A 22,066-nucleotide genomic window follows, 5' to 3' on the forward strand; every position below is an offset into this window, starting at 1 on the left:
AGGTTTAGGTGCATAGGCATGAAATTCTCTGAAAATTGGTTACGAACCTGGGTCAATCCGGCACTGTCCAGCGATGAGCTGGGGCATGTGCTGACCATGGCCGGACTGGAAGTCGAAGGGCTGGAAGCCGTCGCGCCCGCGTTCAACAACGTGGTGGTGGCCGAGGTGCTGGAAGTGGTCAAGCATCCCAATGCGGACCGCCTGAATGTGTGCCAGGTCAATGTCGGCGAAGCGAGCCCACTGACCATCGTGTGCGGTGCAACCAACGTGGCGGTAGGCGTGAAGGTGCCGTGCGCTCGCATCGGCGCGGTGCTGCCGGGCGACTTCAAGATCAAGCAAGCCAAGGTGCGCAACGTCGAATCGTTCGGCATGCTGTGCTCCGCTGTGGAATTGGGCTTGGCCGAAACGAGCGACGGCCTGTGGCTGCTGCCTGCCGATGCGCCTGTGGGCAAGACCTTGCGCGAGTATCTGGAACTGGACGATAAACTTTTCACGTTGAAGCTCACGCCGAACCGCAGCGATTGTTCCGGCATGGCCGGAGTGGCGCGCGAAGTGGCAGCGCTTACCGGCAGCGAACTCAAGCCGCTGGATATCCCGGCGCAACCTGTCACCCTGTCCGAGCAGTTGCCGGTCAATGTGGCCGATGCACAGGCCTGCCCGCTGTATTGCGGCCGCATGGTGCGCGGCGTCAATGCCGCGGCAACCACGCCGGCCTGGATGCTGCGCCGCCTGGAGCGCAGCGGCCTGCGCGGCATCAACGCAGTAGTGGATATCACCAACTACGTAATGATGGAATTGGGACAGCCGATGCACGCCTTCGATGTGGCCAAGCTGACTGGCAGCATCGCGGTGCGCAAGGCACGCAAGGGTGAAACGCTGACCTTGCTTAACGAACAGAACGTGACGCTGGACGAGGACGTGCTGGTGATTGCCGACGACGCGCGCACGCTGGCCTTGGCCGGCATCATGGGCGGGCAGGGCAGCGGCGTGGAAACAACCACGCAGGACGTGTTCCTGGAGAGCGCATTCTTCCATCCCGATGCGATCGCCGGCAGGGCTCGCCGCTTCGGCTTGGCGACCGACTCCTCGTTCCGCTTCGAGCGCGGTGTGGATTTCGCGGCGACCCGCCGTGCGCTGGAGCGCGCGACTCAGTTGCTGCTGGAGATCTGCGGCGGCCAGGCCGGCGAGATCGGCGAAGTGCGCGGCCAGTTGCCGGCCCGTCCCGCAATCGCGTTGCGCCGCTCGCGTGTGACACGCGTGCTCGGCATCGAACTCGACAACGCCCAGATCGCTACGCTGTTCCAGCGCCTGGAATTCGAGTTCAGCGCGAACGGCGACGATTACCGCGTGACGCCACCGAGTTTCCGTTTCGACCTGTCCATCGAGGCCGACCTGATCGAAGAACTGGCGCGCCTGCACGGCTACGACAACATCCCGGCGCTCGCGCCCCAAGCAGCACTGACAATGCTGCCGTACAGCGAAATGCTGCGTCCATTGGCGCGTGTTCAGCAGGACATGGTGGCGCGCGACTACCAGGAAATCGTCAGCTACGCCTTCCTGGATGCTCAAGTCGAACGCGAACTGTGCGGCAACGATGCGCCGGTCGCGTTGCAGAACCCCATTGCCAGCAACCTGGCGGTGATGCGCAGCAGCCTGATCGGCGGGCTGGTCGGCGCGTTGCGTTTCAACCTGAACCGCAAGCAGACGCGCGTGCGTCTGTTCGAGACCGGTGCCTGCTTCGGCAAAAAGGACGAGAGCTATGTCCAGAGCCAGCGCCTGTCCGCCATCGCTTACGGCAGCAGTACGTCGGAACAGTGGGGTGCGACTTCCAAAGCAGTCGATTTCTACGACGTGAAGGGCGATGTCGAAGCCCTGTTCCCGCCGCAGGCACTGCGCTTTGTCGCGGCACCTCATCCGGCGCTGCATCCGGGGCGTTCCGCGCAGATCTTCTGCGGTGGCAAGGCAATCGGCTGGATCGGCGAACTGCACCCGCAGTGGCAGCAGCAATACGACATGCCGCAAGCCGCGATCTGGTTCGAGGTCGAACTCGATACCGTGATCCAGGCGCAGGTGCCGAGCATGAGCGAGGTTCCCAAGTTCCTGCCGGTGCGCCGCGACCTGGCTGTGCTGGTGGATGAAAAGGTCGAGGCGCAGTCCCTGCTGGATGCCATGACACAGGCAGCCGCACCTTTCGTTGCCGAGGTCGCACTGTTCGATGTGTACCGTGGCAAGGGCGTGGAGCAAGGCAAAAAAAGCCTTGCATTCCGTGTGTTATTGCAAGATACTCAGAAAACGCTTACGGATTCTGAAATAGAACCAAGCATTGCGCTGTTGGTGAATGCGATGCAACAGCACGGTGCTCAGCTGCGTATGTGAGGGGAGAAAATGACAACAATTACTACATTGACCAAGGCCGAACTGGCCGATTTGCTGTTTGCAAAAGTGGGACTCAACAAGCGCGAAGCCAAGGACATGGTGGAAGCATTCTTCGAAGAGATCCGCGCGCAACTCGAAAAGGGTGAGAGCGTGAAACTGTCCGGCTTCGGCAATTTCCAGCTGCGCGACAAGCCGCAGCGTCCCGGGCGCAATCCCAAGACCGGCGAAGAGATCCCCATCACCGCTCGCCGCGTGGTGACATTCCATCCGAGCCAGAAACTGAAGACCATGGTGGAAAAGTCCTATCATGGAAACCCACAAGCCTAGTTCCGAACTCCCGCCGATCCCCGCCAAACGCTACTTCACCATCGGTGAAGTCAGCGAGTTGTGCGGGGTCAAGGCGCACGTGCTGCGTTATTGGGAGCAGGAATTCACCCAACTCAAACCCGTCAAGCGCAGCGGCAACCGCCGCTACTACCAGCACCATGAAGTGCTGTTGATTCGGCGCATACGCGAATTGCTATACGAGCAGGGTTTCACCATCAGCGGCGCGCGCAATCGCCTGAGCGCAGGCGAAACGGCGGCACCGGTTGTTCTGCCAAAGTCTGCGCTGGATGTCGCCGCGTTGCGCAACGAGATTCGCGAAATAATTACGCTGTTGAATGCGTAAAAACACTCGCGTAATCTCGACGCTCTGCTATAATCCGCGCCCTCGGGGCGTAGCGCAGCCTGGTAGCGTACTTGCATGGGGTGCAAGTGGTCGGAGGTTCAAATCCTCTCGCCCCGACCAGACATCAAATAGTTGCGTGATTGGCGCAATTTCAAATCAGCCGGGTATTAGCCATATTGGCTAGTACTCGCGCAAAACTCTCACTCTGGCAGTTTTAAAACCATATCTCGGATATGGCACATCGGGCTGCTTGAAGTGGTTTGATTTCCTCAGTCCTTCGAACATAGCTCATCTGAACTTCTCCTTTGCCTGGCCGCAGCGTCTCGCTGCAGACATCTTTTTCGCTCTTTGCTGGGTGAGCAACAATAGAGGTGCAGATTGCGCAGCCTATGAAAGCCGCGTGGTTAGAACTGCGAACTTGGCTCGACCGGTAGCGGCGGGAAATATACCGGCTGGGCTGCGGGCTGATCCAGCGAATAGCGCAGGTAGAGCATTGCCCGGTTCGGGGCGTAATACTGGGAGCGTTCGATCGCGAGCAGACCGCCGGCGAATAGTTGCCGGTCGACCTGGTATTCCCATGCGCCCCTCAGCGAATATCCTCTACCGCTGCTCGGGCCGCCGGTATAGACCGGCGTAACGAAAGTGGTGGGGGCGAGCGCAACGGCCTGTGCCTGCATCGCCGGATCAGTCGGGTAGTAGTCCGCGGCTTGCGTCTGCGACTGTGAGACCGATGCTGCCGCGCGCAGCATCCAGGAGAATCGCGGATAGCGTTCGCCGTAGGTGACGGGCAACGACAGCGAGCGGTAGTTCTGCGGGCTGTAATAGCCGCCGTGGCCGAAGGTGTATTCGCCCGCATTCCGGGTGTGATGCCAGTACATGCCGGTGAGCCCGAGCGAGAACAGGCGGTTCTCTTCGTTGACGATGCGCCATTGCTCGCCGGCCATGAGCTGGAGGCGGTTGTTGGTCGATACGTTGCGCCCGGTGAGACTGTACAGGCCGAGCGACGACCAGAAGCCGAGGGCTTCTCCCTTGTCGAGGCTGAGTCCCAGGCGGCCGCCGGTTGCCACCGTCCCTCCCCAGGTCAAACCAGTCCTGGGATCGCGTGTCCCGGCAAAGGACAGCACGCTGCCGGTCAGCGGACGGCGCGACGCCTCGATCGAGTACGAAAACTGTCCGATGTCGCCGTCATGACGTATCCCGCCGACGACGTTCGATACTGCAAAATTGAGCGGCGTGATGCCGATATCCGCGCGCAGCTCATCGCTGTGGTATCCCGCCGCGAAGGCCATCCCTTGGGTTGTTTGCGCGGCCAAGCTCGAAGTGCAAAGCGGCTGACATAGCAACTGGCTGCCGAAATTCGTGTTCGCCGGATCGACGCTACCCGCATCCAGCTTGACCAAGTCCGCCCGGAAAAAGACTTCGTCGTCGGCATGCCAAGGCGTTTTGTATTCCATCGGGATTTCGATCGAACGGTATTGCGACAGGCCGGGTGTCCCGCTGCGGCTGCTTATGTCGACAGCCGAGGAGAGCCAGTCAGTACGGCGGTCGACAAGTGCAGCCAGTTTCTTTTCCTTCCAGTCGCGCTGGATCTTTTCCGGCGCACCAAGTTCGTCGAAGCCGATGTGTTCGTATGCGACGGGAGCCCCTTGGGCCCGAGTGACTGCCTGCGGCGGCGTGCGTTCGGCATATTCCGCGGCGAGCGATTTCTGCAGGTAGACGATCTCGTCGTCCAGGCGCCTTTCATGCTGAGCCAGTTGCCATGCCTGGTTGAGGACGCCCGGGTGGTTCGGGTACTGGGCCAGCAAGGTATCGAGCTGTTCCCGGGCGTGTTCCGGTTCGTCTAGTGTAAGGTACAGGTCGACCAGTTGCAGGCGGCTGGACAGGCTCGTGCTGCTGGCGGCCCATGCGGCCAGTTGGGCAAGCGCAGCGGCGCGGTCGCCGGCGGCGAGCTGTGTTTCGATCAGGCCCCGCCTTGCGGCGGGCTCGTCCGCTTCCAGCCGTAATACATGGGCGAAGGTGGATTGCGCCGATGGCCATTGTTCCTCGGCCCAGTAGGCTTGGGCTTCTGCGAGCAGCAGGGGGATGCGGTCGGGAGCGTTCTTCAGGAACGGCGCGAGGGTCTGGTGCGCCAGGCCGGGTTGGTTCGAGGCGAGGTACCCATTCGCCGTGCGGATGGTGAATGATTCCTGCAATGCATACAGCTCCTGCTTTTCATCGGGATTCAATTGCAGGGCAGCGAGGGAATCCAGCTCGGCAGCCAGCTCCGGGGCATTCTTCATGGCGAGATATTCGGCATGGCGCAGGCGCCAGCGGATAGAAGGCAGTGCGCTACGCAGCGCGTCGAACACTCGGTCGGCCTGTGGGTACTCGCCGATCCTGCCCCATGCCAGCGCGACAGCGAGCCCGGCTTCCTCGTCATCCGCTGCGAGAACCTCCGCCTCCCGCAGCAGGCGCGCAGCTTCGTCACGGTGTTTCGGTTGCATGTATGTGTTCGCGATCTGCCTCAGATTCCTGTCTCTCAAGTGTGATGTCTTCGTGGAGCGCTTGGCAACCGGGATACGGGCCAAGGTGGTTAACACCTGAACGGATCTCCCCTGGCTGGACTGATATTCACCCAAGGCATACAAGGCTTCAGAATCGTCCGGGTGTCTGGCGAGCAGGTCGTCGAACAATGCCTGGCCTTGTTCCGGGTGGTTATGGCGAGCATAGAGCCTGGCTAGCGCAAAACGCGACCAGGGGTCATCGGCATCCAGCCGTACGGCCTGTTCCAAGAGCTGGATTGACTCATCTTCCTGTCCATGCGCGAGCAAACGGTCGGCCTGCTCCTTCAACACAGCGGCATTCATCCGATTGAGTGTCGCGCTCAACACCTTGCGTTGCGCAGGGGATAGTTGCGCAATGACTTGTTGAACCTCACGTTCCTGGCCCTGACGGCGGTAAAGTGCGATCAAGCCTTCCAGCGCGCCGGTGTTTAACGGTTCGACTGACAGCGCGCGCCGGTAGGTGTTTGCGGCGGCTTCAAACAAGCCACGGTCGGCCAGGATGTCCGCAAGCGCCGCGACGGCGTTGGGTTCGTTGTGTTCCACCTGCAGCGCGGCATACAGCCGGTTCTCCGCCAGCGCGAAATCGCGATTCTTGCGCGCTTCGCGGGCCTCGCGCATGAGTTGCCAGAATTGCGCGACCTTGCCCATCGAGTTCCACCTCTTGCTGCCACCGGGCGTCAGACGTTCCGCTTGGGCGAAGTATTGTCGAGCTTCGGCGTGACGGCCTTGACGCAGGCGCAACGTCCCCATGCCGCCGGTCAGTTCGCTGTCCGTGGGGCGGGCGCGCAATGCCTGTTCCAGCAGCGGCTCGGCGGTATCCAATTCCCCCTTTTCCAGGAAGGCGATGCCTTCGACCCCTGCGCGGTAGTTGGGGTCGGCCATCAGCCTGCGCTGCCTTTCCTGCGCCGCAACGATCTGGGTTTGTTTTTCGCGTATCGCGGAATCGTTCGGTTCGGTCGCCAGGTATTGGCGCAACAGCGGGAGACTGGATGGATTGTCGCCCAGCCTTCGCATCGCGCTGCGCCACGCGTCGCGGGCCTGTTGCGAGAAAGCGGGTACCCGGGTCATGTCGATGATGACCGCCAGTGCCTGGCGCTTGAGCGGCAGGCGCGAAGTCTCGTGCTCAGCCAATGTCAGCCGGTAGTGCAGGTTGTACGGGTTGTTCTTCACCAGCTTGGCGATGCCCTCGCGGGCGGGGTACCACCCTCTGGGCGTGTTCGCGACCATCTGCCAGTACTCTAGTGTCAGGTCGTCGCTGGGCGGGCCATCTGGATACAGTTTGCGAAAGATGGCGGCGGCTTCTTGATAGCGTGACGCCTTGACCAGCGAGCGCGCATGGCGCAATTCGGCCTTGTCCTGGCCGAAGGTGCGCAACAAGGCTTCGATGCGCGGAATGGCCGGGTGATCCGGTTGCGACCGCCGCAACTTGTCGAGGAAACCTTGCGCCTCCTTCGGCTGGTTGCGCCTGATCTCAATTTGCGCCTGCATCGCGAGCCCGGAAGGGTGGCCGGGAGCGATGCTGAAGAGTTTGTCCAGGGACTCCTGGGCGAGATCGATACGATCTCTGGCTTCCCACCATTTCGCGCGCTCCAGTAGCTCCTGGAGCGGATCATCGCTGCTGGGTACATAGACATAGTGATCCTGAGGCTGCGACGAAACATCGGCCTGATCCGGATGAACGGATTCGCCCACCGGCAGGGTCGTGATCAGGAAGCGAACAATGCCTTCAACTACCTGCGATGCCGTTCTCTCGAAGATGCCGGGACGCACGACGGCGCGCGCGCGCCGGAAGCCACGTTCGCGATAGAAGCCGGTGATCCGTTGTGCGAGCGCGTCGAGATCGCTGGGCGTCAACTCCTTGCCGACGACATCGGTCACGAGCGTGAGCAATTGGGCTTCCGTGAATGCACGCGAGCCGACGATGCGAAAGCCGGTCGCCTTGATCAAGGGAGACGGGGCCTGCAGCGAATCGGGTGCGGTCGAGGCAGGTGCGGTCGTTACCAGAAAGCGCACGACGCCGTCGCTAAAGTTTTGTGGCGGGATGATGGCGTGTGCGCGCGGAAAACCGTGCCGGCGGTAATAGGCGGTGATGCCGTCGGCAAGTTCGATGAGTTCGCTGCGGCTGAGTTTCCGGCCGACGGAATGTTCGACCAGTTTCAGCAGTTCGGTTTCGGTGAACGCTCTCGACCCCGAGATTCGGAAGGCCTTGGCGGTGACGGCCGGGGCCTCTCCCGTTTGCGCGTGAGCTGGCAGGCAGGCCGCATTCAGGATGAGGCCCAACGCCAGGGGAGAGAGTCTCTTGCGCATCTTCATCGAGGCAGATCGTCAGGCATTAATCCTCGTTGCGCAGACGCTTGGCGGCAATCACCCTGAGGGTGCGCCAGAGCGCGAACGCGAACACCAGCACGGCGAGCGCTGCCAGGATGGCGAGCAGGACGGGATGGTTCGCGAACGGGTACCAGATCGATGTCAGGAACGGAAGCTCACCGATGGTGTACGTCTGGCCTACCAGGAAGCTCTCCACCTTGTTGGGATGGATAAATGCCGCGCTGCCGTGGATGTCGTTGCTCGAACGCTCGAGCGCGTCGAGTGTCTGGGTCAGGCTCTCCGGCTGCGTGGACACGACGGCGACGACGCTGCGTTGCGAAGAGAGCGGCGACTCGAATCCCAGCATGGCCGCCAGCGAACCGTTCTCGCTGAGTTGCTGCTGCGCCAGGATATCGGGGTCGGGCTGGGTATCGAAGTTCAGCCAGTCGAACAGAAAGCTGACGCTGCGCTTGGGCTGACTGTTACGTAACATGCCATCGCGGATGTCGACTGGCAGCTTGTCTCCCCACTGGGTCAGCAAGCCCTGCTTGAGGGCGGCACCGATCACCAGCAGGTCGGCATCCTTCAGGCGGCTGCCCTCGCTCGCGTGGGCGATTCCGAACTGTGTGGCGGGATAGCCCGTCGACTCGCCCATGCGTCCCAGCAGGGTGAGCATGGTCTCAATATCGTAGGCAGTCGGGTGCTCGGGCAAAACGACGATGGTCTGCGAGAGGTCGGCATACTTGGTGAAGGGGAAACCCGCCGTGGCGAAGTAGTTCAGGTTGGGCATTTCCGCATAGTGCGGGAAGCCGGAGAAGTCGATCTTCGAGTCCGCGTCGATCATGTCGCGCACGTTCTCGTTGATGTAGTCGCGGCATAAGCCTTCCTTCTGGGGTGCGGTGGTGAACTGGAATTGCAACTCGTTGCGAGTGCCGAGCTTGAACGACGGCAGCATCAATTCCTGCGATTGGCCGAACACCATGTCGTCGATCAGCGGCAGGCGGATGCGGTTCTTCTCGACCTCTCCCGACGGCAGCAGGGTGAACGACTTGACCAGTTCACCGTTGACGCCCATGCGCAAACGCGATTCGCTGAGGTGGAGCGGCGGTGTATAGCGGTATTTCAGGTCGATCGGCACGCCGCGGCTGCGCCATGTGAACAGGTCGGGCGGAACGCGCAGCGGAATACGGATGGGCTGCGGAGCGTAGCCCGCGACCTGAAGCTCTTGAGGCCACGCAACCAGTTCGCCGAACTTCATCGGCCTGTCCATGCGCACCCAGGCGGGAGCATCATAAGGCTTGCGGAGAGACTCCTGCTTGACGTCCCGGATCGACGCTCGGCTGCCTGCCAGTGCGGCGTTGCCCAGCACCAGTGCCTGCGCTGCGATCTTCTGGTCCGCGCCGTTGCGGCCGAGGATCAGCAGCAGTTTCGAGCGTCCGTCGGCCGGGTTGGTCATCATCTCGAGCATTGGTCCGGTGATCTTCGGATAGTCCTTGAGGAAGGCCGGACGGTCTTCGTTGCTGGCGAAGACGACAGCATGCCCTGCAGCCAACGTATCCAGTTTCGCCGGGAAACGGGCGCCGCGCCAAGCCGCCAGTTTGCCGAACCAGGACGACACGATGCCGGCAGCGTTGAGCGTGTCCTTGCCGGGGGCGGAGGAAAACACGAACGGAACGGTCAGCTTGTTGCTGAATTCGTGGGCATTGAAAAATGGCTCGGGCAGCAGGGCCAAGTCGTTGTTGAGTGCCAGCGGGCGCACCGTCAATTCGAATTGGCTGAAACCGCTGATCTCCATCCACAGGCTGGAGTGGAATGGCTCTTCGCAATCGTGGGTGTAATGCCCGATGAACTGGAACTTGATGCGGGTGAGGTTGGTGAACAGGCGGGGATCGATCTCCAGGTCCTGAGTGATGTTGCGTCCCACGTTCTCCTTGGTCACCGGCAATACGTGGACGACTTCGTCGTTGACCAGGATCTTCAGGTGCGACTCGCCCGGGATCAGGGCGGGCGAATAGGTGTAACGCAGATGCAATACGGCGCGGGTGATCAATTCATCGCTTTGTCCACCAAAGGTGAAGGCATCGCTGCCCTCGATCCCGCGCAAAGTCAGCGCTTCCCGGTTACTGATCTGCTTCAGCGTGATGCGTTTAGTCAGCAGCGGCGTAGCATCGTTTGTGGCGGAAGTGGACGGCTTCTCGGTTGTCCGGGCCTCAGAAAAAGGAGCGGCAGACAGCAGGCAGACAAGCAGGAGGAAGATTGGCTTTTTCATCGGTGGTTTTCCAAATTGGGGGTACGTGGCAGGAAGCTAGCCAAGAAGGCAAGAAATTCGACAAGGCGGTGCATGGTAGGAATCATGCGCGGCAAAAAGTGTTCGACGATGCGGCGATATCCCAGCAGGCCTATGGAGAGCACATTACCCAAGCTCTCGAACGGTTTGTCGGCTGGACGGTCTTTGGCCCATTCAATCCAGGCGTCCGCCCGCCCGAAGGTGCACTGCACCAGAGCGGCTTCCTGTTCCTGGTTCTGCAATTCCCACCTCAGGCGAAGTTGCGGCGGAGCTATGGAGAGGACACGCGCTGAAAAAGCCAACTCTTCTTCGCCGCGCCACAGCGAAACCATGACCGATTCGTCACGACCGACTTCGGGCATCGCCGCAGGCACGAGGGCGATTCCGCCTTCCGAGAAATCCACGGTCTCGCAACGGATGCGCTTGCCGTTAGCGAGGTGCAGTACTGCCGATAATTTCATCTCTACGCGATGTGACATCCTGACTTGTTTTGTTTCAAGGGCGGTTGCGGCGGCCGCTCCTAAGATGATGAGGTTGTAGGTGACCCAAAACAAGTTGATTATGATGGTGGCGATCTCGTCGGTCGGGCCTGAATGGAGGCGCCAGAGGCCAGCAAAAATTCCGACGATGCTCAGTCCGATCAGGAACAGGTAAGGCAGTGAAATGGACCAGTCGAAGTATTCGCTGTCGACTGCGCCCCCCTTTGCGGTGACGTTGAATTTGCCCTTGTGCGGGGCGAATAGAGCTACAAAAGTCGGGCGGGCGATATACCAGGCAAGTACCGTTTCATAAACCTCTGCCCAGAACGAGTTGCGGTGTTTTCCCTGCGTCCGTGAATTGGCGATGGTGGCATGCGCCATGTGGGGCAACACGTATAACAGCAGCGAAACGGCAGGGGCGTAGATGATGTAAGCGTGAAATAGTAGAACTGCAAGCGGCGCGGTGAGAAAGATGAGCCGCGGGATGCCGTTAAAGAAGTGTAACGCTGCATTAGAGTAGCAGAGGCGCTGTGCCCATTTCAGCCCCTTGCCCAGAAGGGCGTTGTCCAGCCGGAATATCTGCGTCGTGCCGCGCGCCCAGCGGATGCGCTGGCCGATGTGGGCGGACAGGCTTTCCGTGGCGAGGCCGGCTGCCATGGGGATGTTGATATAGGCCGAGTTGTATCCCAGCCGGTGCATCTTCAGGGCGGTATGGGCATCTTCGGTCACCGTTTCCACTGCAACACCGCCGATCTCTTCCAACGGGGCGCGCTTCAAGATGGCGCAAGATCCGCAGAAGAAAGAGGCGTTCCACAAATCGTTGCCGTCTTGCACCACGCCGTAGAATAGTTCGCCTTCGTTTGGCGTGCTGCGGAACACGCCCAGATTGCGTTCGAACGGGTCTGCCGAGTAGAAGTGGTGCGGAGTTTGTACCAGGGCCAGTTTGGGATCGCGCAAAAAACCGCCCATGCACAATTGCAGGAAGGAACGGGTGGGGATGTGGTCGCAGTCGAAGATGGCGATGTATTCGCCGCTGCTCTTGGTCAACGCGTGGTTGAGGTTGCCTGCCTTGGCGTGTTCGTTGGTGGGGCGGGCAATATAGTTGACGCCTGCCTGTTCGGCAAAACGGCGAAATTCTTCGCGGCGGCCATCGTCGAGCAGGTAGACATTGAGCTTGCCCTCGGGCCAGTCCATTCCCTGCGCGGCATAAATAGTGGGTTTGACGACCTTGAGCGGCTCGTTGTAGGTGGGGATGAACACATCCACGGAGGGCCATAGGCTGGTGTCGGTGGGCAGCAGCACCGGCGAGCGTTTAAGAGGCCAACTTGATTGGATGTAGCTAAGCACCAGGATGATCCAGGTGTAAATCTCGGCAAGCAGCAGCAGGATGCCCCAAGTGAGATCGAAGGTATTGTCCCAGTTCAGTGTCGAGGTGATCCGCCACCAGAGATAGCGCGTCGAGGCGGTAACCGACAAGACTATCAGCAGCAGCGTGACCACCTGGCCGGGAATGCGCCGGATGATCAATGCGGTGACCAGCAACAGCGAAACGAAGACCAGTTGCGAGGTCGTGTTGAACGGGGTGGTTATGCACAGGAAGGACAGCAGCGCCGAAATGCCGTAGGCCAGGTATCGGACGAGCGGGTGGTCCCAGTAGCGGTGTCTGGCGAAGGACTCGCTGATTTCCTGAAAGTGCCGGATGTCCGCATCGGTCTTGATGTGCAGGCGCATCGCCAACCGGTCGAGCCGGTTACTGATTCCGGCGCGCAGGCGATGATAGGGGGCAAGCCAGGAGGCTCCTTGCCGCAGCGGCGACTTCACTTCTGACGTCAGGCGGATAACGGCCAGCCAAAGCAGCTGCAACGGAATGCGGATGATGTCGCCCGGACGCAGCCGGTCGAAGCGGACATGCGGAAAGAGTCTTGCGTAATAACCAGCCGGTTTGAGGGGAGGCAGGACGAACAGCAGCGAGAGCAGCTGCCGCCCGCGCGAGTGGTTGGGATCGACGCCGCATGCCAGCAGGAACCAACTGGAGAAACGGTGCAGCCTCTGGAACAGCGCGGACATCATGGTGTGCGTCTCTCTTCATGGGCGAGCCTGGCGACCAGCCATGTCGACAAGGCGGCGAAGTCGTCTGACGCCTGACTGTAAGGAGCATAGGCATCAAGACTGAGCTTGCTGGCCAATGCCTCGCGTACGGATTCGTCGCGGTGGATCGTCACGGGGCACATGCGCACTCCGATGTCGACGCGCAGCAGTTCGGCGATATCGCGATCCAGTTCTCGCGTCGGGTCAAAACCGTTGAGGAGGTAGATGACCTTTCCTGCGTGGTCGGGAGCAAAGACCGGGGGGGATTCCGCAAGCGCGGCATAGGACAAGGTGTCCGCTTCCAGCACCACGAAAATCAGGTCGGACAAGGCATGCGCCTGCGAACGGAACGCACGTCCGGCGTGCGAACAGTCGATCAGGATGCAGGTACTGTCGTCGGCTTCCAACTCACCCAGCCGGGACTCCAGCCAATCCTGCTCTTGTTGCAGCAAGTGCTCAAAGCCCGCGACCTCCTGTTCACCACATTTGCCGAAAGGCAGGAAATCCACGCCATTCTCGCAACGATAGGCGGCCTCGTTCCAGGGCTTACCGGACAAGACATTGGGAATGAGGCCATTGCCGTCTTCCCACTTCATGCCGAAGTGCAGACGAAGCGCGTTTTGCGGGGAGAAGTCGAAAGCGATGACATGCCATTTGCGTGTAGCCAGGATCGAGGACAGTTGGGCTGCCACCGTAGTGGCACCGACACCGCTGCTTATCCCGGTGATCGAAACAACCTTCATTCCGGATGAGGCCTTTCATGTTCCGCGGTCGGCATCGAGCGCGCGAGCGGCATCGAACAATGTATCTCCTGCAGCAAGGCCCACCGTGAACCGGTTGCTTCCAGTCTGTGGAGGGCTCCAATCTCTTGGTACCGTTCCGTGTCGTAGGTCAATTTTGAGAAAAGTCCGGCAATGTCGGAATGGTCGCGCATCGGTTAATGGCTAGGGGAATTCGATATAAATCCAAAATTCCCAATTAAACAATGGTGTATTATCTACGTATTATTGCGTATTGCCAATACGAACACAGAATTTAGGCGGGTGGTTATGTACCCGCAGTTCAGTTGCCGGGTAGAAAAATAGTGCGGGAACATCTGATCGGAATCAAAAAATTGCCCGATGTAGCAGGTAAGTTGGCCACCGGGCGAGTTTACGTCGTGACGCACGATGCCGAACTAGGGCTGGATGTAGCCTGCACGACCCTGGTGGCTGCCTGTGCATCCGGTCATGCCGAGTGGATCACAAAGGATCCGTCCTCCTACCTTGGCTTGCCGGCGGTCTTGAGCGGGGAAGTGGCGGAGTGCCTGCATCAGGGTGATCTGCGCATCTTCCGGATTAAGGCTGGCGATCGCGGCGTGTGCGTCAGAATCTTGAAGGAACTGGATTTCATTGGAGTGGCTCAAGGCAGCCTGATTCTCGTCGAGGGCGCAGACAGTTTCGTTGTCAGTGAGAGCGTGGATACTGACGCCGCGGCCTGGCAACAATGGGCGGAGCGTAGCGGATGCACGGTACTGTGGATGTGTCCCAGACCCGCGGGCCAGCCTGACCATGAAGCCGATTTCCTGCGTCTGGCGCACCGCTTCTCAGGCCTTTCGCGCTTGCGCAAGAGGGACGGCAATGTGCATTGGGACGTCTACTACTGGTTTGCGGATGGAGGAGTAATAGCGGACAAGTCGTTCCGCCTGGACACCGATGGTCATGGCAGCTGGTGGGTCGATCAGCGCGGTACTCTTAATGCCGAAGCTGCAGAACGCGCGGTGGACGAAGACGATGTTTTCGTTACGCGGGCAGCCTTGCCCGGCGGCCGTTCGGCGCCCGACGGCTGGCGCGTATTCGAGACGGCTGAACAGATGAAAGAGGCGCTTTCGTCGGCGCGCGCCCCTACCGTGGTGATCAATTACAGCGCAGGGTCGCCACTGGAGATGCTGGCTCGCCTGATTTTCGAAGTGAGACGCTCGATCGGCCCCCAGATCAAGATCGCGGTCAAGGAGGATGGCGGGCGATTGAGGCACAGCCACGAACAGTTGCTGTTGAACCTAGGTGCGAACCTGGTTATCCCCAGCGAGACAGGCTTCGCGCGTATGCAAAGCCTGCTGAAATCCATCCAGGGGCAGACCTTTTCGGGTGCCTTGCCGCCCGACTTCGAGGAAGCCATGACCAGCGTCGTGGCCGTCGAGCAAGCGGGATATGTGGCACCGGCTAACTTCATGGGCGCAGTGTCGAATGTGATGGAACGCGCCCAAGTGCTGGGTATTCACAATGCGCTGGTGCGCCTCTCCCTGACGCCCGGGCTGGGTATCCTGGAAACCTTGCGCTACTGCATCATGAAACGTCCCGGGGACTTGTGCACGGCGGACGACGAAAGCATCTACGTGTTCCTGTTCGCCTGCGAGGAGCAAGATATCGGCGCGACGCTGGATCGCCTGTTCCGGTTGCCGGTTTCCGTGCTTTTCACCGCAGAGTCGCGTTTCCTGTCGGCCGAGGATATTACCGGCGCGTTGGCAGAATTCAACCTGCGCGCCACGGAAGCGCACTACGAAGACTTCACGGCAGCATTGGCCAGTGGCGCGCCGCCGACCATGCAACCATCGGCTGGTTACGGCCCTGCTGTCGCGGCAGGCCGGACTCCGATTCGCCCCCCTTTTTCGGCTATGCAGCATGCGTTGAAGCTGCGAACGGTTCACCCATAGGAGCTTCCCGCCATGTTGGTCGTCTCTATCATCTTCTCGTTTTGCCTGGGCATGCTGGCCGGTTACCAGTTGCCGGTCTGGCTCGAGGCATGGCGGACTTATCGCCGCCACAAGACCTTCCGCCTGACGGTGCTCGAGCAATACATGCCACAGTCCGGGCAACAAGGCAAGTCCGGTTCATGAACCAGTCGGAAAAACAGACAACCGAAAATAGATCTACGGAAGACCCCGCGTCCCAGTCCGGGCGCGCTCGCGCCATCCTTTCGCTGGGCAGGTGGAATTTCTACTTCGGGGCAAAATTTCTCCTGTTCTGGAACGAGGCGATCGGTTTCCATTTCATGGAAAACCTGGCGTTCGCTGTTTTCCTTCTGGTTCCCATTACGTCGCTTTACTGGCGCGGGGCGAAACAGGTGGTGGCGGTGCCGCTCGCGGTCGCCTTGCTTTACTACGACTCGTGGCTGCCCTCCATCGGACGAGTGCTTTCGCAGGTGTCGCTATTGTCCAGCTTCGACGCCGGTTACCTTGTGGAACTGGCGGGACGCTTCGTGAACGTAAGCTTACTTGCGATGTTGGTCGTCGCGTGGCTGATCTATCGGGTAATCTCACCTTGGGTGAGATTCGGCCTGATCGTGGTCGGTTACATGGCAACGATGGCCGTGCTGCAGTTGACCTCGGATCGCATCGCCGTCGAGGCCCGCGAATTGCCCCCTCAGGAGGCAGAAGGAGCGAGGGGCAAGCCCGACTTCGACAACATGCTGAAGACCTTCTATGCGAAGGAATCGACGCGCGCCGTCACTTTCCCCGCGCCGTCCACGGAGGCGATTCCCTTTGACGTGATCTTCATCCATGTCTGCTCGCTGTCGTGGGACGATGTACGCGCCGTCGGTCTCGATCAGCATCCATTGTGGAAACGCTTCGACTTCCTGTTCACGAATTTCAATTCTGCCGCTTCGTACAGCGGCCCTGCGGCCATCCGCATCCAGCGCGCGACTTGCGGACAATCGTCGAATGAGGCTATGAACCAGCCTGCGGCAGAACAGTGCTACCTGATGGGCAGCCTCAAGCGGAGCGGCTTCGAACCCCACCTGGCCATGAACCATGACGGCCATTTTTACGACTTCCTTAAGACGGTTCAGGCTCAACGCTTGAATGTCCCGCCCATGCCGCTCGACGGCGTGGCCGTTACACAGCACGCTTTCGATGGCGCACCCATCTACGACGATCTCTCCGTGCTGAGACACTGGCTAGAGCGCCGTGGAAAATCCGACAGTTCGCGCGTTGCACTGTACTACAACAGCATCAGCCTGCACGACGGCAACCGTATGGTGGGGGCGAATTCGAAGCTGGATAGCATGGAAACTTACAAGATTCGCCTATCTACGCTGCTGGATGAGCTTGAGAAGTTCATGGCGGAACTCGAACACTCGGGCCGTCGCGCCGTCGTGGCGATGATCCCTGAGCATGGCGCCGCCGTGCAGGGCGACAAGATGCAGATCCTCGGCTTGCGTGAAATCCCAAGTCCGCGGATCACGCTGGTTCCGGTCGGAATCAAGGTCATCGGCGAGGGAGGGCAGCGCCAGGGCGGCACGTTGACGATAGCCGCGGAGACCAGCTACCTCGCGGTATCCCAAATCGTCGCACGCATGATGGAGGTCTCTCCGTTCACTGGAAGCGGTTATAACCCGGCCGACTATGTCGACGATCTGGCCGTCACAACGTTCGTGTCGCAGAACGACAGTGCAGTAGTTATCCGTAACAACGGCCGTTCTTACTGGCGCCAGGACGGCGAAGCGTGGGGCGAGTTTAATTGACGACGGACTGCTTCCATCCAGAGATGAGACGAATAGACAGGGCTGGTAGTCGATGTTCTATCGTGAGCACCTGTTTGATGCCGCACCTAGGCTTCCGTCCGGATTAAACCGGTAGCGTCGATCCAGCCAGCCATAACCGAACAGGCTCAGCACATAGTTGTAATAACCCGCTCCATCGCCGAGTGAGGTAGGTGTCCTGTTTCGCTGGTGGTATAAGACGAAGCGGTAGGGCGCAAGCGCTGCTGTAAAACCGATCGGCGCCTGTCCGCTTGCGGTGCCATCCGATACATCGACGCGTTCCGGCAACATCTCCAGAGCTAAGTGTGGGGTGCCCGTCACATATGGGCGGAGCGCTTCGAACAATTCATCCTGCTGATTCAGCATCGCCCACCAGAGGTAGATCCGGATGGCTTCGTAACTGCTGTACTTACCCCTTTCGGCATCAAACTGGAAACCTTTCTGCGCATCGTATAAAACCCAGTCTGGGACAGTCCCTCGGTTCGAGGTGGCGGCAATCATCAGGAGCGTGTTCCGTCTTATTTCGTTCCATGCCCCCTGCTTGTCGACCGTAGAAAAGTAGCGCAACAACTGGACAGGAAGATAGCTGGGGTTCAGCCGCCAGGACTTCGAATCCACAGTAAAACCATACGGAGCCGGCAGCAGCATGCTGCCGAGGTTGGGCAAGACGGCGACCTCCTGCGCAGCGATGTTCTTCAGCAGGGCGGATGCCGTTTCGCGGTAGGAGTGCTGCTTCCAGACGGCTGCAGCATGGTAGAGGGAGTAGGCCAGCCACAGGTCGGCATCGCTGGCCGGGTTCGGGTCGAGGACATGCCAGGCACCGTCTTCGTCCTTGCCCCATTTCCAGCCGGGGAGGTTCCTGCGCAGGTCTCCCCGGGCGAGGTTGTCGCTCGTCCACTTCAGAATGCGGTCGAAGCGCTGCCTGTCATGCGCGACCAGTGCAAAGAACAGCGCGTACGCCTGCCCCTCGGAGGTCGAGATGTCTCCCGCACCGTGATCCATCACACGTCCGTCGGCCTGGATGTGCGTCTTCGCAAATTCCTGCCACAGCGGCCACGGCGCCGCGCAGCGTGGTCCTGCCTGCGCCAGCAGGGGAACGATCAACAGGATAAGGGCGGCGAAGCAGTTCCTCACGATGGCCTATGCGAATGGATAGTCGAAGTGCCGGCCTGCCCAGCGAGTAACGTTGTTTCGTGTAATCATCGTGCGCAGGAATCCAGGCGGAACCAGTATAACCCGGGACACGGCGGGCATCCGCGTCCCGCGGAATTCCGGTCCTTGCACGGGTAGTGTCGTGTTTTTCCTGTTGTCTTAAGCGCGGTTTTGCGCCATCATTCGCGCCGCTTGGATAGGCCAAGCCTCCCAATTTTCTTCGGCATTTTCCGGATATTTCTGCCCACCGATGCGCATACTGATCAGCAACGACGACGGTTATTTCGCCCCCGGCTTGGCTTGCCTTGCCGAACATCTTTCTTATGTCGCCGATGTGGTCGTAGTCGCGCCGGAACGCGACCGCAGCGGCGCGAGTAATTCCCTGACGCTGGACCGTCCGCTCAAGTTGCGAAAAGCGCCCAACGGTTTCCATTACGTCAATGGCACGCCGACCGATTGCGTGCACCTTGCTGTCACCGGCATGCTGGACCAGCAACCGGACATGGTGGTGTCGGGCATCAATGCGGGCGCCAATATGGGAGACGACACCATTTACTCCGGCACGGTGGCGGCGGCGACCGAGGGCTTCCTGCTGGGCATCCCGTCCATTGCGGTATCACTGGTGGGTAAGGAATTCTTCAACTACGAGACAGCGGCCAGGGTTGCGACCGGGCTGGTGCAGCGATTCGCCGAACAGAAACATAGCCATCCATGGCTGCTGAACGTGAATGTGCCGGACGTGCCCTATGAGCAATTACAGGGTGTCGAGGTGACGCGCCTCGGCAAGCGCCACAAGGCCGAGCCGGTGGTGAAGGCCAGCACCCCTCATGGCGAGACCGTGTACTGGGTGGGTGCTGCCGGCAAGGCTCAGGACGCAGGCGAGGGCACCGACTTCCATGCAGTGGGACATCAACGCGTGTCGGTCACTCCGCTGCAGATCGATCTCACGCAATACGGGCAGCTCGATGCGGTGCGCGGCTGGATGGGACAGCGATGAGTACCCGGCTCAACGGCATCGGCATGACCTCACAGCGCACGCGCGCGCGCATGATCGAGCGGCTGCGCGAGCAGGGGGTCAAGGACGAGGCGGTGCTGGCCGCGATGTTCGAAGTACCGCGCCACCTGTTCGTCGACGAGGCGCTGGCCAGCCGCGCCTACGACGACGTGTCGCTGCCGATCAATTTCAACCAGACCATCTCCCAGCCCTACATCGTGGCGCGCATGACCGAGATCCTGCGCAACGGCAAGCCGCTCAACCGCGTCCTGGAGATCGGGACGGGCTGCGGCTATCAGGCCGCCGTGCTGGCGCAGGTGGCGAAGGATGTTTATACCGTCGAGCGCATCCAGCCCTTGTATGAACGCGCACGGAGGCAGTTGCGCGACCTCAAGATGCGCAACGTCAGCGTGCGCTATGCCGATGGCACGGCGGGCCTGCCTGAACTTGCACCGTTCGACGGCATCATCATGGCGTGCGCAGCACCCACGCTGTCCGCCGTGCTGCGGGAGCAGCTGGCGGTCGGTGGTAGAATGGTGCTGCCGGTCGGGATGCAGGAGCAATGGCTGTACCTGGTCGAGCGCGATGAGCGCGGCTTCCGCGAAACCCGGCTGGAACCGGTGAAATTCGTGCCATTGTTGATGGGGAAAGCATGAACAGAGTGAATCGGTTTTTCGCCTTGATGGCCGCAGCGGCCGTGTTGGCGGGGTGCGCATCGAGCAAGCAGCATGCGCCGGTCATTGAGCACGGAGGGGCCGCTGCGAAAAGCGCAGTTGCCGCCGAAGCGGCGCGCAAAAAAGCATCGCGCGAGAAGGACTGGCGGCCACAGGTACACATCGTGGAAAAGGGCGATACGCTGTACAGCATCGCTTTCAATTACGGTCTTGACTATCATGAACTGGCCGAGTTGAACGGCATCCAGGACCCCAACGTCATCCAGATCGGCCAGCAGATACGCCTGTTCGCCAGCGCTGCGGCTGCACGTCCCGCCGCAGTGGAGAGCAAGCCGTTGGTGAAAGACCAGCCCAAGGTGGTGAAGTACGCCTATAACGAGGCAGCAGCGGCGCAGATCGACCAGGTGCAACAGCCCGGTAAAACTGCCGCGGCAACGCCGGCCAAACCGTCAGACGTTCAGCCCAAGCCCCAACCAAAATCCGAATCCAAGCCAGCAGACGACAGCGCGGATGCCGACGAAGCGTTGGAATGGAGTATGCCAGCCAAGGGCAAGGTGGTCGGCGAATTCTCTGAATCCGCCAACCGCAAGGGTATCGACATCGCGGGCAAGCTCGGCCAGCCGGTCTTCGCCAGCGCGCCGGGCAAGGTGGTATATAGCGGCAGTGGCTTGCGCGGCTATGGCAAGCTCGTCATCATCAAGCATAACAACACCTACCTCAGCGCCTATGCGCACAACGACCAGGTGCTGGTGAAGGAAGGGCAGAGCGTCACGCGCGGCCAGAAGATCGCCGAAATGGGCAATACCGATGCCGACCAGGTCAAACTGCACTTCGAGGTGCGGCGTTTGGGCAAGCCGGTCGATCCGGCGAAATACCTGCCGCTCGGCAAGTCTTGAGCGCAAAAAAAGCACTCAGCACTTCCAATCACGACCGCGGTAGCGCGGATCTGACCTACGTCTACCCGGTGGTGTCGCGCCGGGCTGGCGGCGTCTCGGTCGGCATCAACCTCAATCCGAACAATGCCTGCAACTGGCGCTGTATCTACTGCCAGGTTCCCGACCTGACGCGCGGCAGCGCACCGCCTGTCGACCTGCCCTTGCTGGAGAAAGAGTTGCGCGGTTTTCTGCATGAACTGCTGCATGGCGATTTCATGCTGACCCGCGTTCCGGAAGGCGCGCGGCGCATCAACGACATCGCGCTGTCCGGCAACGGCGAACCGACCAGCGCGCCCGAATTCGCGCAAGTCATCGAACTCATCGCCCGCATGCGCGGCGAGGCAGCGCTGCCGGAAACGGTGAAGACCGTGCTCATCACCAACGGCAGCCTGTTGTACCGCAGCGAGGTGCAACAGGGGCTGCGTGAACTGGCGAAGCTGAACGGCGAGGTGTGGTTCAAACTGGATCGCGCCAGTGAGGCGGGGATGCAGCGCATCAACGACACCCGCACCAGCATGGCCAAAGTGCATGACAACCTGATTGCCGCCATCGCGCTATGTCCTACCTGGCTGCAAACCTGCTGGTTCGCGCTGGATGGTGAAGCGCCGTCGCGGCAGGACGAGGAGGATTATCTGGGATTCATCGGCGGATTGTTGCGAGAGGGACACAAGCCACAAGGCGTGCTGCTCTACGGCTTGGCTCGCCCATCACTGCAAGCCGAGGCACCGCGCCTGTCGGCTTTGCCGGTTGAAAAGCTGCAGGCCTTTGCAGAATGCATCCGTGCGTCAGGTCTGGAAGTAAAAATCTCCGCCTAACGTTGAAATGCGTACATCTTGCGCAGGAATGCCTCGATGTCCGTCGTTGCGAGTTCCCTGGGCATCGACGTCTGCTCAGGGTGCGCTTGGTGCATGGACAACGTAGGAACCCAGCCCGCGCACAGCACCTCGTCGTCATACCGGGACTCCGCCACATCGCCGCGTTCGACTTCGTAGCCGCTCATATGCATAGTCAGTACGCCCATGATGCACCTCCTGCCGTCA

General features: G+C 60.5%; 17 protein-coding genes and 1 tRNA gene. 11 read left to right on the top strand and 7 right to left on the bottom strand.

The window, feature by feature from the left end:
• Positions 1 to 18: 18 nt before the first annotated feature.
• The 4 genes from pheT to FGKAn22_RS06305 all read left to right on the top strand — a co-directional run bounded on the left by pheT (position 19) and on the right by FGKAn22_RS06305 (position 3,166).
• Complete coding sequence (gene pheT, locus FGKAn22_RS06290; RefSeq protein WP_212784784.1) at positions 19 to 2,376, top strand: phenylalanine--tRNA ligase subunit beta; 2,358 nt, start codon at positions 19 to 21, stop codon at positions 2,374 to 2,376.
• A gap of 9 nt (positions 2,377 to 2,385) precedes the next feature.
• Positions 2,386 to 2,703 carry an integration host factor subunit alpha gene (locus tag FGKAn22_RS06295; RefSeq protein ID WP_212784785.1) on the top strand — a complete coding sequence of 106 codons (318 nt, stop codon included), beginning with the start codon at positions 2,386 to 2,388 and terminating at the stop codon, positions 2,701 to 2,703.
• Positions 2,684 to 3,046: a MerR family transcriptional regulator gene (locus tag FGKAn22_RS06300; protein WP_212784786.1), complete on the top strand. Its 363-nt coding sequence runs from the start codon at positions 2,684 to 2,686 to the stop codon at positions 3,044 to 3,046. The genes FGKAn22_RS06295 and FGKAn22_RS06300 overlap by 20 nt, the downstream gene beginning before the upstream one ends.
• Before the next feature lie 43 nt (positions 3,047 to 3,089).
• Positions 3,090 to 3,166, top strand: a tRNA-Pro gene (locus FGKAn22_RS06305).
• A 284-nt stretch (positions 3,167 to 3,450) separates the two neighbouring features.
• On the opposite strand, the gene FGKAn22_RS06310 is transcribed toward FGKAn22_RS06305, so the two are convergent.
• From FGKAn22_RS06310 to bcsR, 5 genes are read right to left on the bottom strand one after another with little or no spacing between them, the layout of a single operon-like run.
• The gene (locus FGKAn22_RS06310) at positions 3,451 to 7,902 is read right to left on the bottom strand and encodes a cellulose synthase subunit BcsC-related outer membrane protein (RefSeq protein WP_212784787.1); all 4,452 of its coding nucleotides are present in this window, start codon (positions 7,900 to 7,902) and stop codon (positions 3,451 to 3,453) included.
• Between the two features lie 19 nt (positions 7,903 to 7,921).
• The gene (gene bcsB / locus FGKAn22_RS06315) at positions 7,922 to 10,165 is read right to left on the bottom strand and encodes a cellulose biosynthesis cyclic di-GMP-binding regulatory protein BcsB (RefSeq protein WP_212784788.1); all 2,244 of its coding nucleotides are present in this window, start codon (positions 10,163 to 10,165) and stop codon (positions 7,922 to 7,924) included.
• Positions 10,162 to 12,732 carry a UDP-forming cellulose synthase catalytic subunit gene (bcsA, locus tag FGKAn22_RS06320; RefSeq protein WP_212784789.1) on the bottom strand — a complete coding sequence of 857 codons (2,571 nt, stop codon included), beginning with the start codon at positions 12,730 to 12,732 and terminating at the stop codon, positions 10,162 to 10,164. The genes bcsB and bcsA overlap by 4 nt, the downstream gene beginning before the upstream one ends.
• The gene (gene bcsQ, locus FGKAn22_RS06325; RefSeq protein ID WP_212784790.1) at positions 12,729 to 13,493 is read right to left on the bottom strand and encodes a cellulose biosynthesis protein BcsQ; all 765 of its coding nucleotides are present in this window, start codon (positions 13,491 to 13,493) and stop codon (positions 12,729 to 12,731) included. Before bcsQ ends, bcsA begins: the two co-directional genes overlap by 4 nt.
• Positions 13,490 to 13,684, bottom strand: a complete 195-nt coding sequence (gene bcsR / locus FGKAn22_RS12615; RefSeq protein WP_425513842.1) for a BcsR/BcsP family cellulose biosynthesis protein — start codon at positions 13,682 to 13,684, stop codon at positions 13,490 to 13,492. Before bcsR ends, bcsQ begins: the two co-directional genes overlap by 4 nt.
• A 150-nt stretch (positions 13,685 to 13,834) precedes the next feature.
• Here bcsR and bcsE point away from each other — a divergent pair, with 150 nt between their 5' ends.
• The 3 genes from bcsE to bcsG are packed head-to-tail and all read left to right on the top strand — an operon-like array spanning position 13,835 to position 17,253.
• Positions 13,835 to 15,442, top strand: coding sequence for a cellulose biosynthesis protein BcsE (bcsE, locus tag FGKAn22_RS06330; protein WP_281411859.1), 1,608 nt, complete (start codon positions 13,835 to 13,837; stop codon positions 15,440 to 15,442).
• Positions 15,443 to 15,454: 12 nt separating this feature from the next.
• Positions 15,455 to 15,625 (top strand): hypothetical protein, encoded by a 171-nt coding sequence (locus FGKAn22_RS06335; protein WP_212784792.1) that lies wholly within the window; start codon positions 15,455 to 15,457, stop codon positions 15,623 to 15,625.
• Positions 15,622 to 17,253 carry a cellulose biosynthesis protein BcsG gene (gene bcsG, locus FGKAn22_RS06340; RefSeq protein WP_212784793.1) on the top strand — a complete coding sequence of 544 codons (1,632 nt, stop codon included), beginning with the start codon at positions 15,622 to 15,624 and terminating at the stop codon, positions 17,251 to 17,253. Before FGKAn22_RS06335 ends, bcsG begins: the two co-directional genes overlap by 4 nt.
• Before the next feature lie 57 nt (positions 17,254 to 17,310).
• Here bcsG and bcsZ read toward each other — a convergent pair whose 3' ends face one another.
• Positions 17,311 to 18,405 (bottom strand): cellulose synthase complex periplasmic endoglucanase BcsZ, encoded by a 1,095-nt coding sequence (bcsZ, locus tag FGKAn22_RS06345; RefSeq protein ID WP_212784794.1) that lies wholly within the window; start codon positions 18,403 to 18,405, stop codon positions 17,311 to 17,313.
• A gap of 268 nt (positions 18,406 to 18,673) precedes the next feature.
• On the opposite strand from bcsZ, the gene surE reads away from it, so the two are divergent.
• The 4 genes from surE to FGKAn22_RS06365 are packed head-to-tail and all read left to right on the top strand — an operon-like array spanning position 18,674 to position 21,841.
• A complete protein-coding gene (surE, locus tag FGKAn22_RS06350) occupies positions 18,674 to 19,420 on the top strand; it encodes a 5'/3'-nucleotidase SurE (RefSeq protein ID WP_212784795.1) in 747 nt (248 codons plus the stop codon).
• The gene (locus tag FGKAn22_RS06355) at positions 19,417 to 20,073 is read left to right on the top strand and encodes a protein-L-isoaspartate(D-aspartate) O-methyltransferase (protein WP_212784796.1); all 657 of its coding nucleotides are present in this window, start codon (positions 19,417 to 19,419) and stop codon (positions 20,071 to 20,073) included. The genes surE and FGKAn22_RS06355 overlap by 4 nt, the downstream gene beginning before the upstream one ends.
• Entirely contained in the window at positions 20,070 to 20,987 is a 918-nt protein-coding gene (locus FGKAn22_RS06360) for a peptidoglycan DD-metalloendopeptidase family protein (protein ID WP_246487348.1), read from the top strand. The genes FGKAn22_RS06355 and FGKAn22_RS06360 overlap by 4 nt, the downstream gene beginning before the upstream one ends.
• On the top strand, positions 20,984 to 21,841 hold the full coding sequence (locus FGKAn22_RS06365) for a radical SAM protein (RefSeq protein ID WP_246487349.1): 858 nt from the start codon (positions 20,984 to 20,986) through the stop codon (positions 21,839 to 21,841). Before FGKAn22_RS06360 ends, FGKAn22_RS06365 begins: the two co-directional genes overlap by 4 nt.
• On the opposite strand, the gene FGKAn22_RS06370 is transcribed toward FGKAn22_RS06365, so the two are convergent.
• Positions 21,838 to 22,047 (bottom strand): hypothetical protein, encoded by a 210-nt coding sequence (locus tag FGKAn22_RS06370; RefSeq protein ID WP_212784797.1) that lies wholly within the window; start codon positions 22,045 to 22,047, stop codon positions 21,838 to 21,840. The two genes, FGKAn22_RS06365 and FGKAn22_RS06370, sit on opposite strands and share 4 nt — an antisense overlap.
• Positions 22,048 to 22,066: the final 19 nt, after the last annotated feature.

The sequence above is a fragment of the Ferrigenium kumadai genome (genome assembly GCF_018324385.1).
Taxonomy (GTDB): domain Bacteria; phylum Pseudomonadota; class Gammaproteobacteria; order Burkholderiales; family Gallionellaceae; genus Gallionella; species Gallionella kumadai.

Bases quoted from the DNA above. Each gene is read 5' to 3' on its own strand.
- FGKAn22_RS06300 (WP_212784786.1), top strand. From the start codon at position 2,684: ATGGAAACCCACAAGCCTAGTTCCGAACTCCCGCCGATCCCCGCCAAA.
- FGKAn22_RS06370 (WP_212784797.1), bottom strand. From the start codon at position 22,047: ATGGGCGTACTGACTATGCATATGAGCGGCTACGAAGTCGAACGCGGC.
- FGKAn22_RS06310 (WP_212784787.1), bottom strand. From the start codon at position 7,902: ATGAAGATGCGCAAGAGACTCTCTCCCCTGGCGTTGGGCCTCATCCTG.
- bcsG (WP_212784793.1), top strand. From the start codon at position 15,622: ATGAACCAGTCGGAAAAACAGACAACCGAAAATAGATCTACGGAAGAC.
- bcsB (WP_212784788.1), bottom strand. From the start codon at position 10,165: ATGAAAAAGCCAATCTTCCTCCTGCTTGTCTGCCTGCTGTCTGCCGCT.
- FGKAn22_RS06355 (WP_212784796.1), top strand. From the start codon at position 19,417: ATGAGTACCCGGCTCAACGGCATCGGCATGACCTCACAGCGCACGCGC.
- bcsR (WP_425513842.1), bottom strand. From the start codon at position 13,684: ATGCGCGACCATTCCGACATTGCCGGACTTTTCTCAAAATTGACCTAC.
- pheT (WP_212784784.1), top strand. From the start codon at position 19: ATGAAATTCTCTGAAAATTGGTTACGAACCTGGGTCAATCCGGCACTG.
- surE (WP_212784795.1), top strand. From the start codon at position 18,674: ATGCGCATACTGATCAGCAACGACGACGGTTATTTCGCCCCCGGCTTG.
- FGKAn22_RS06360 (WP_246487348.1), top strand. From the start codon at position 20,070: ATGAACAGAGTGAATCGGTTTTTCGCCTTGATGGCCGCAGCGGCCGTG.
- FGKAn22_RS06335 (WP_212784792.1), top strand. From the start codon at position 15,455: ATGTTGGTCGTCTCTATCATCTTCTCGTTTTGCCTGGGCATGCTGGCC.
- FGKAn22_RS06295 (WP_212784785.1), top strand. From the start codon at position 2,386: ATGACAACAATTACTACATTGACCAAGGCCGAACTGGCCGATTTGCTG.
- bcsQ (WP_212784790.1), bottom strand. From the start codon at position 13,493: ATGAAGGTTGTTTCGATCACCGGGATAAGCAGCGGTGTCGGTGCCACT.
- bcsA (WP_212784789.1), bottom strand. From the start codon at position 12,732: ATGATGTCCGCGCTGTTCCAGAGGCTGCACCGTTTCTCCAGTTGGTTC.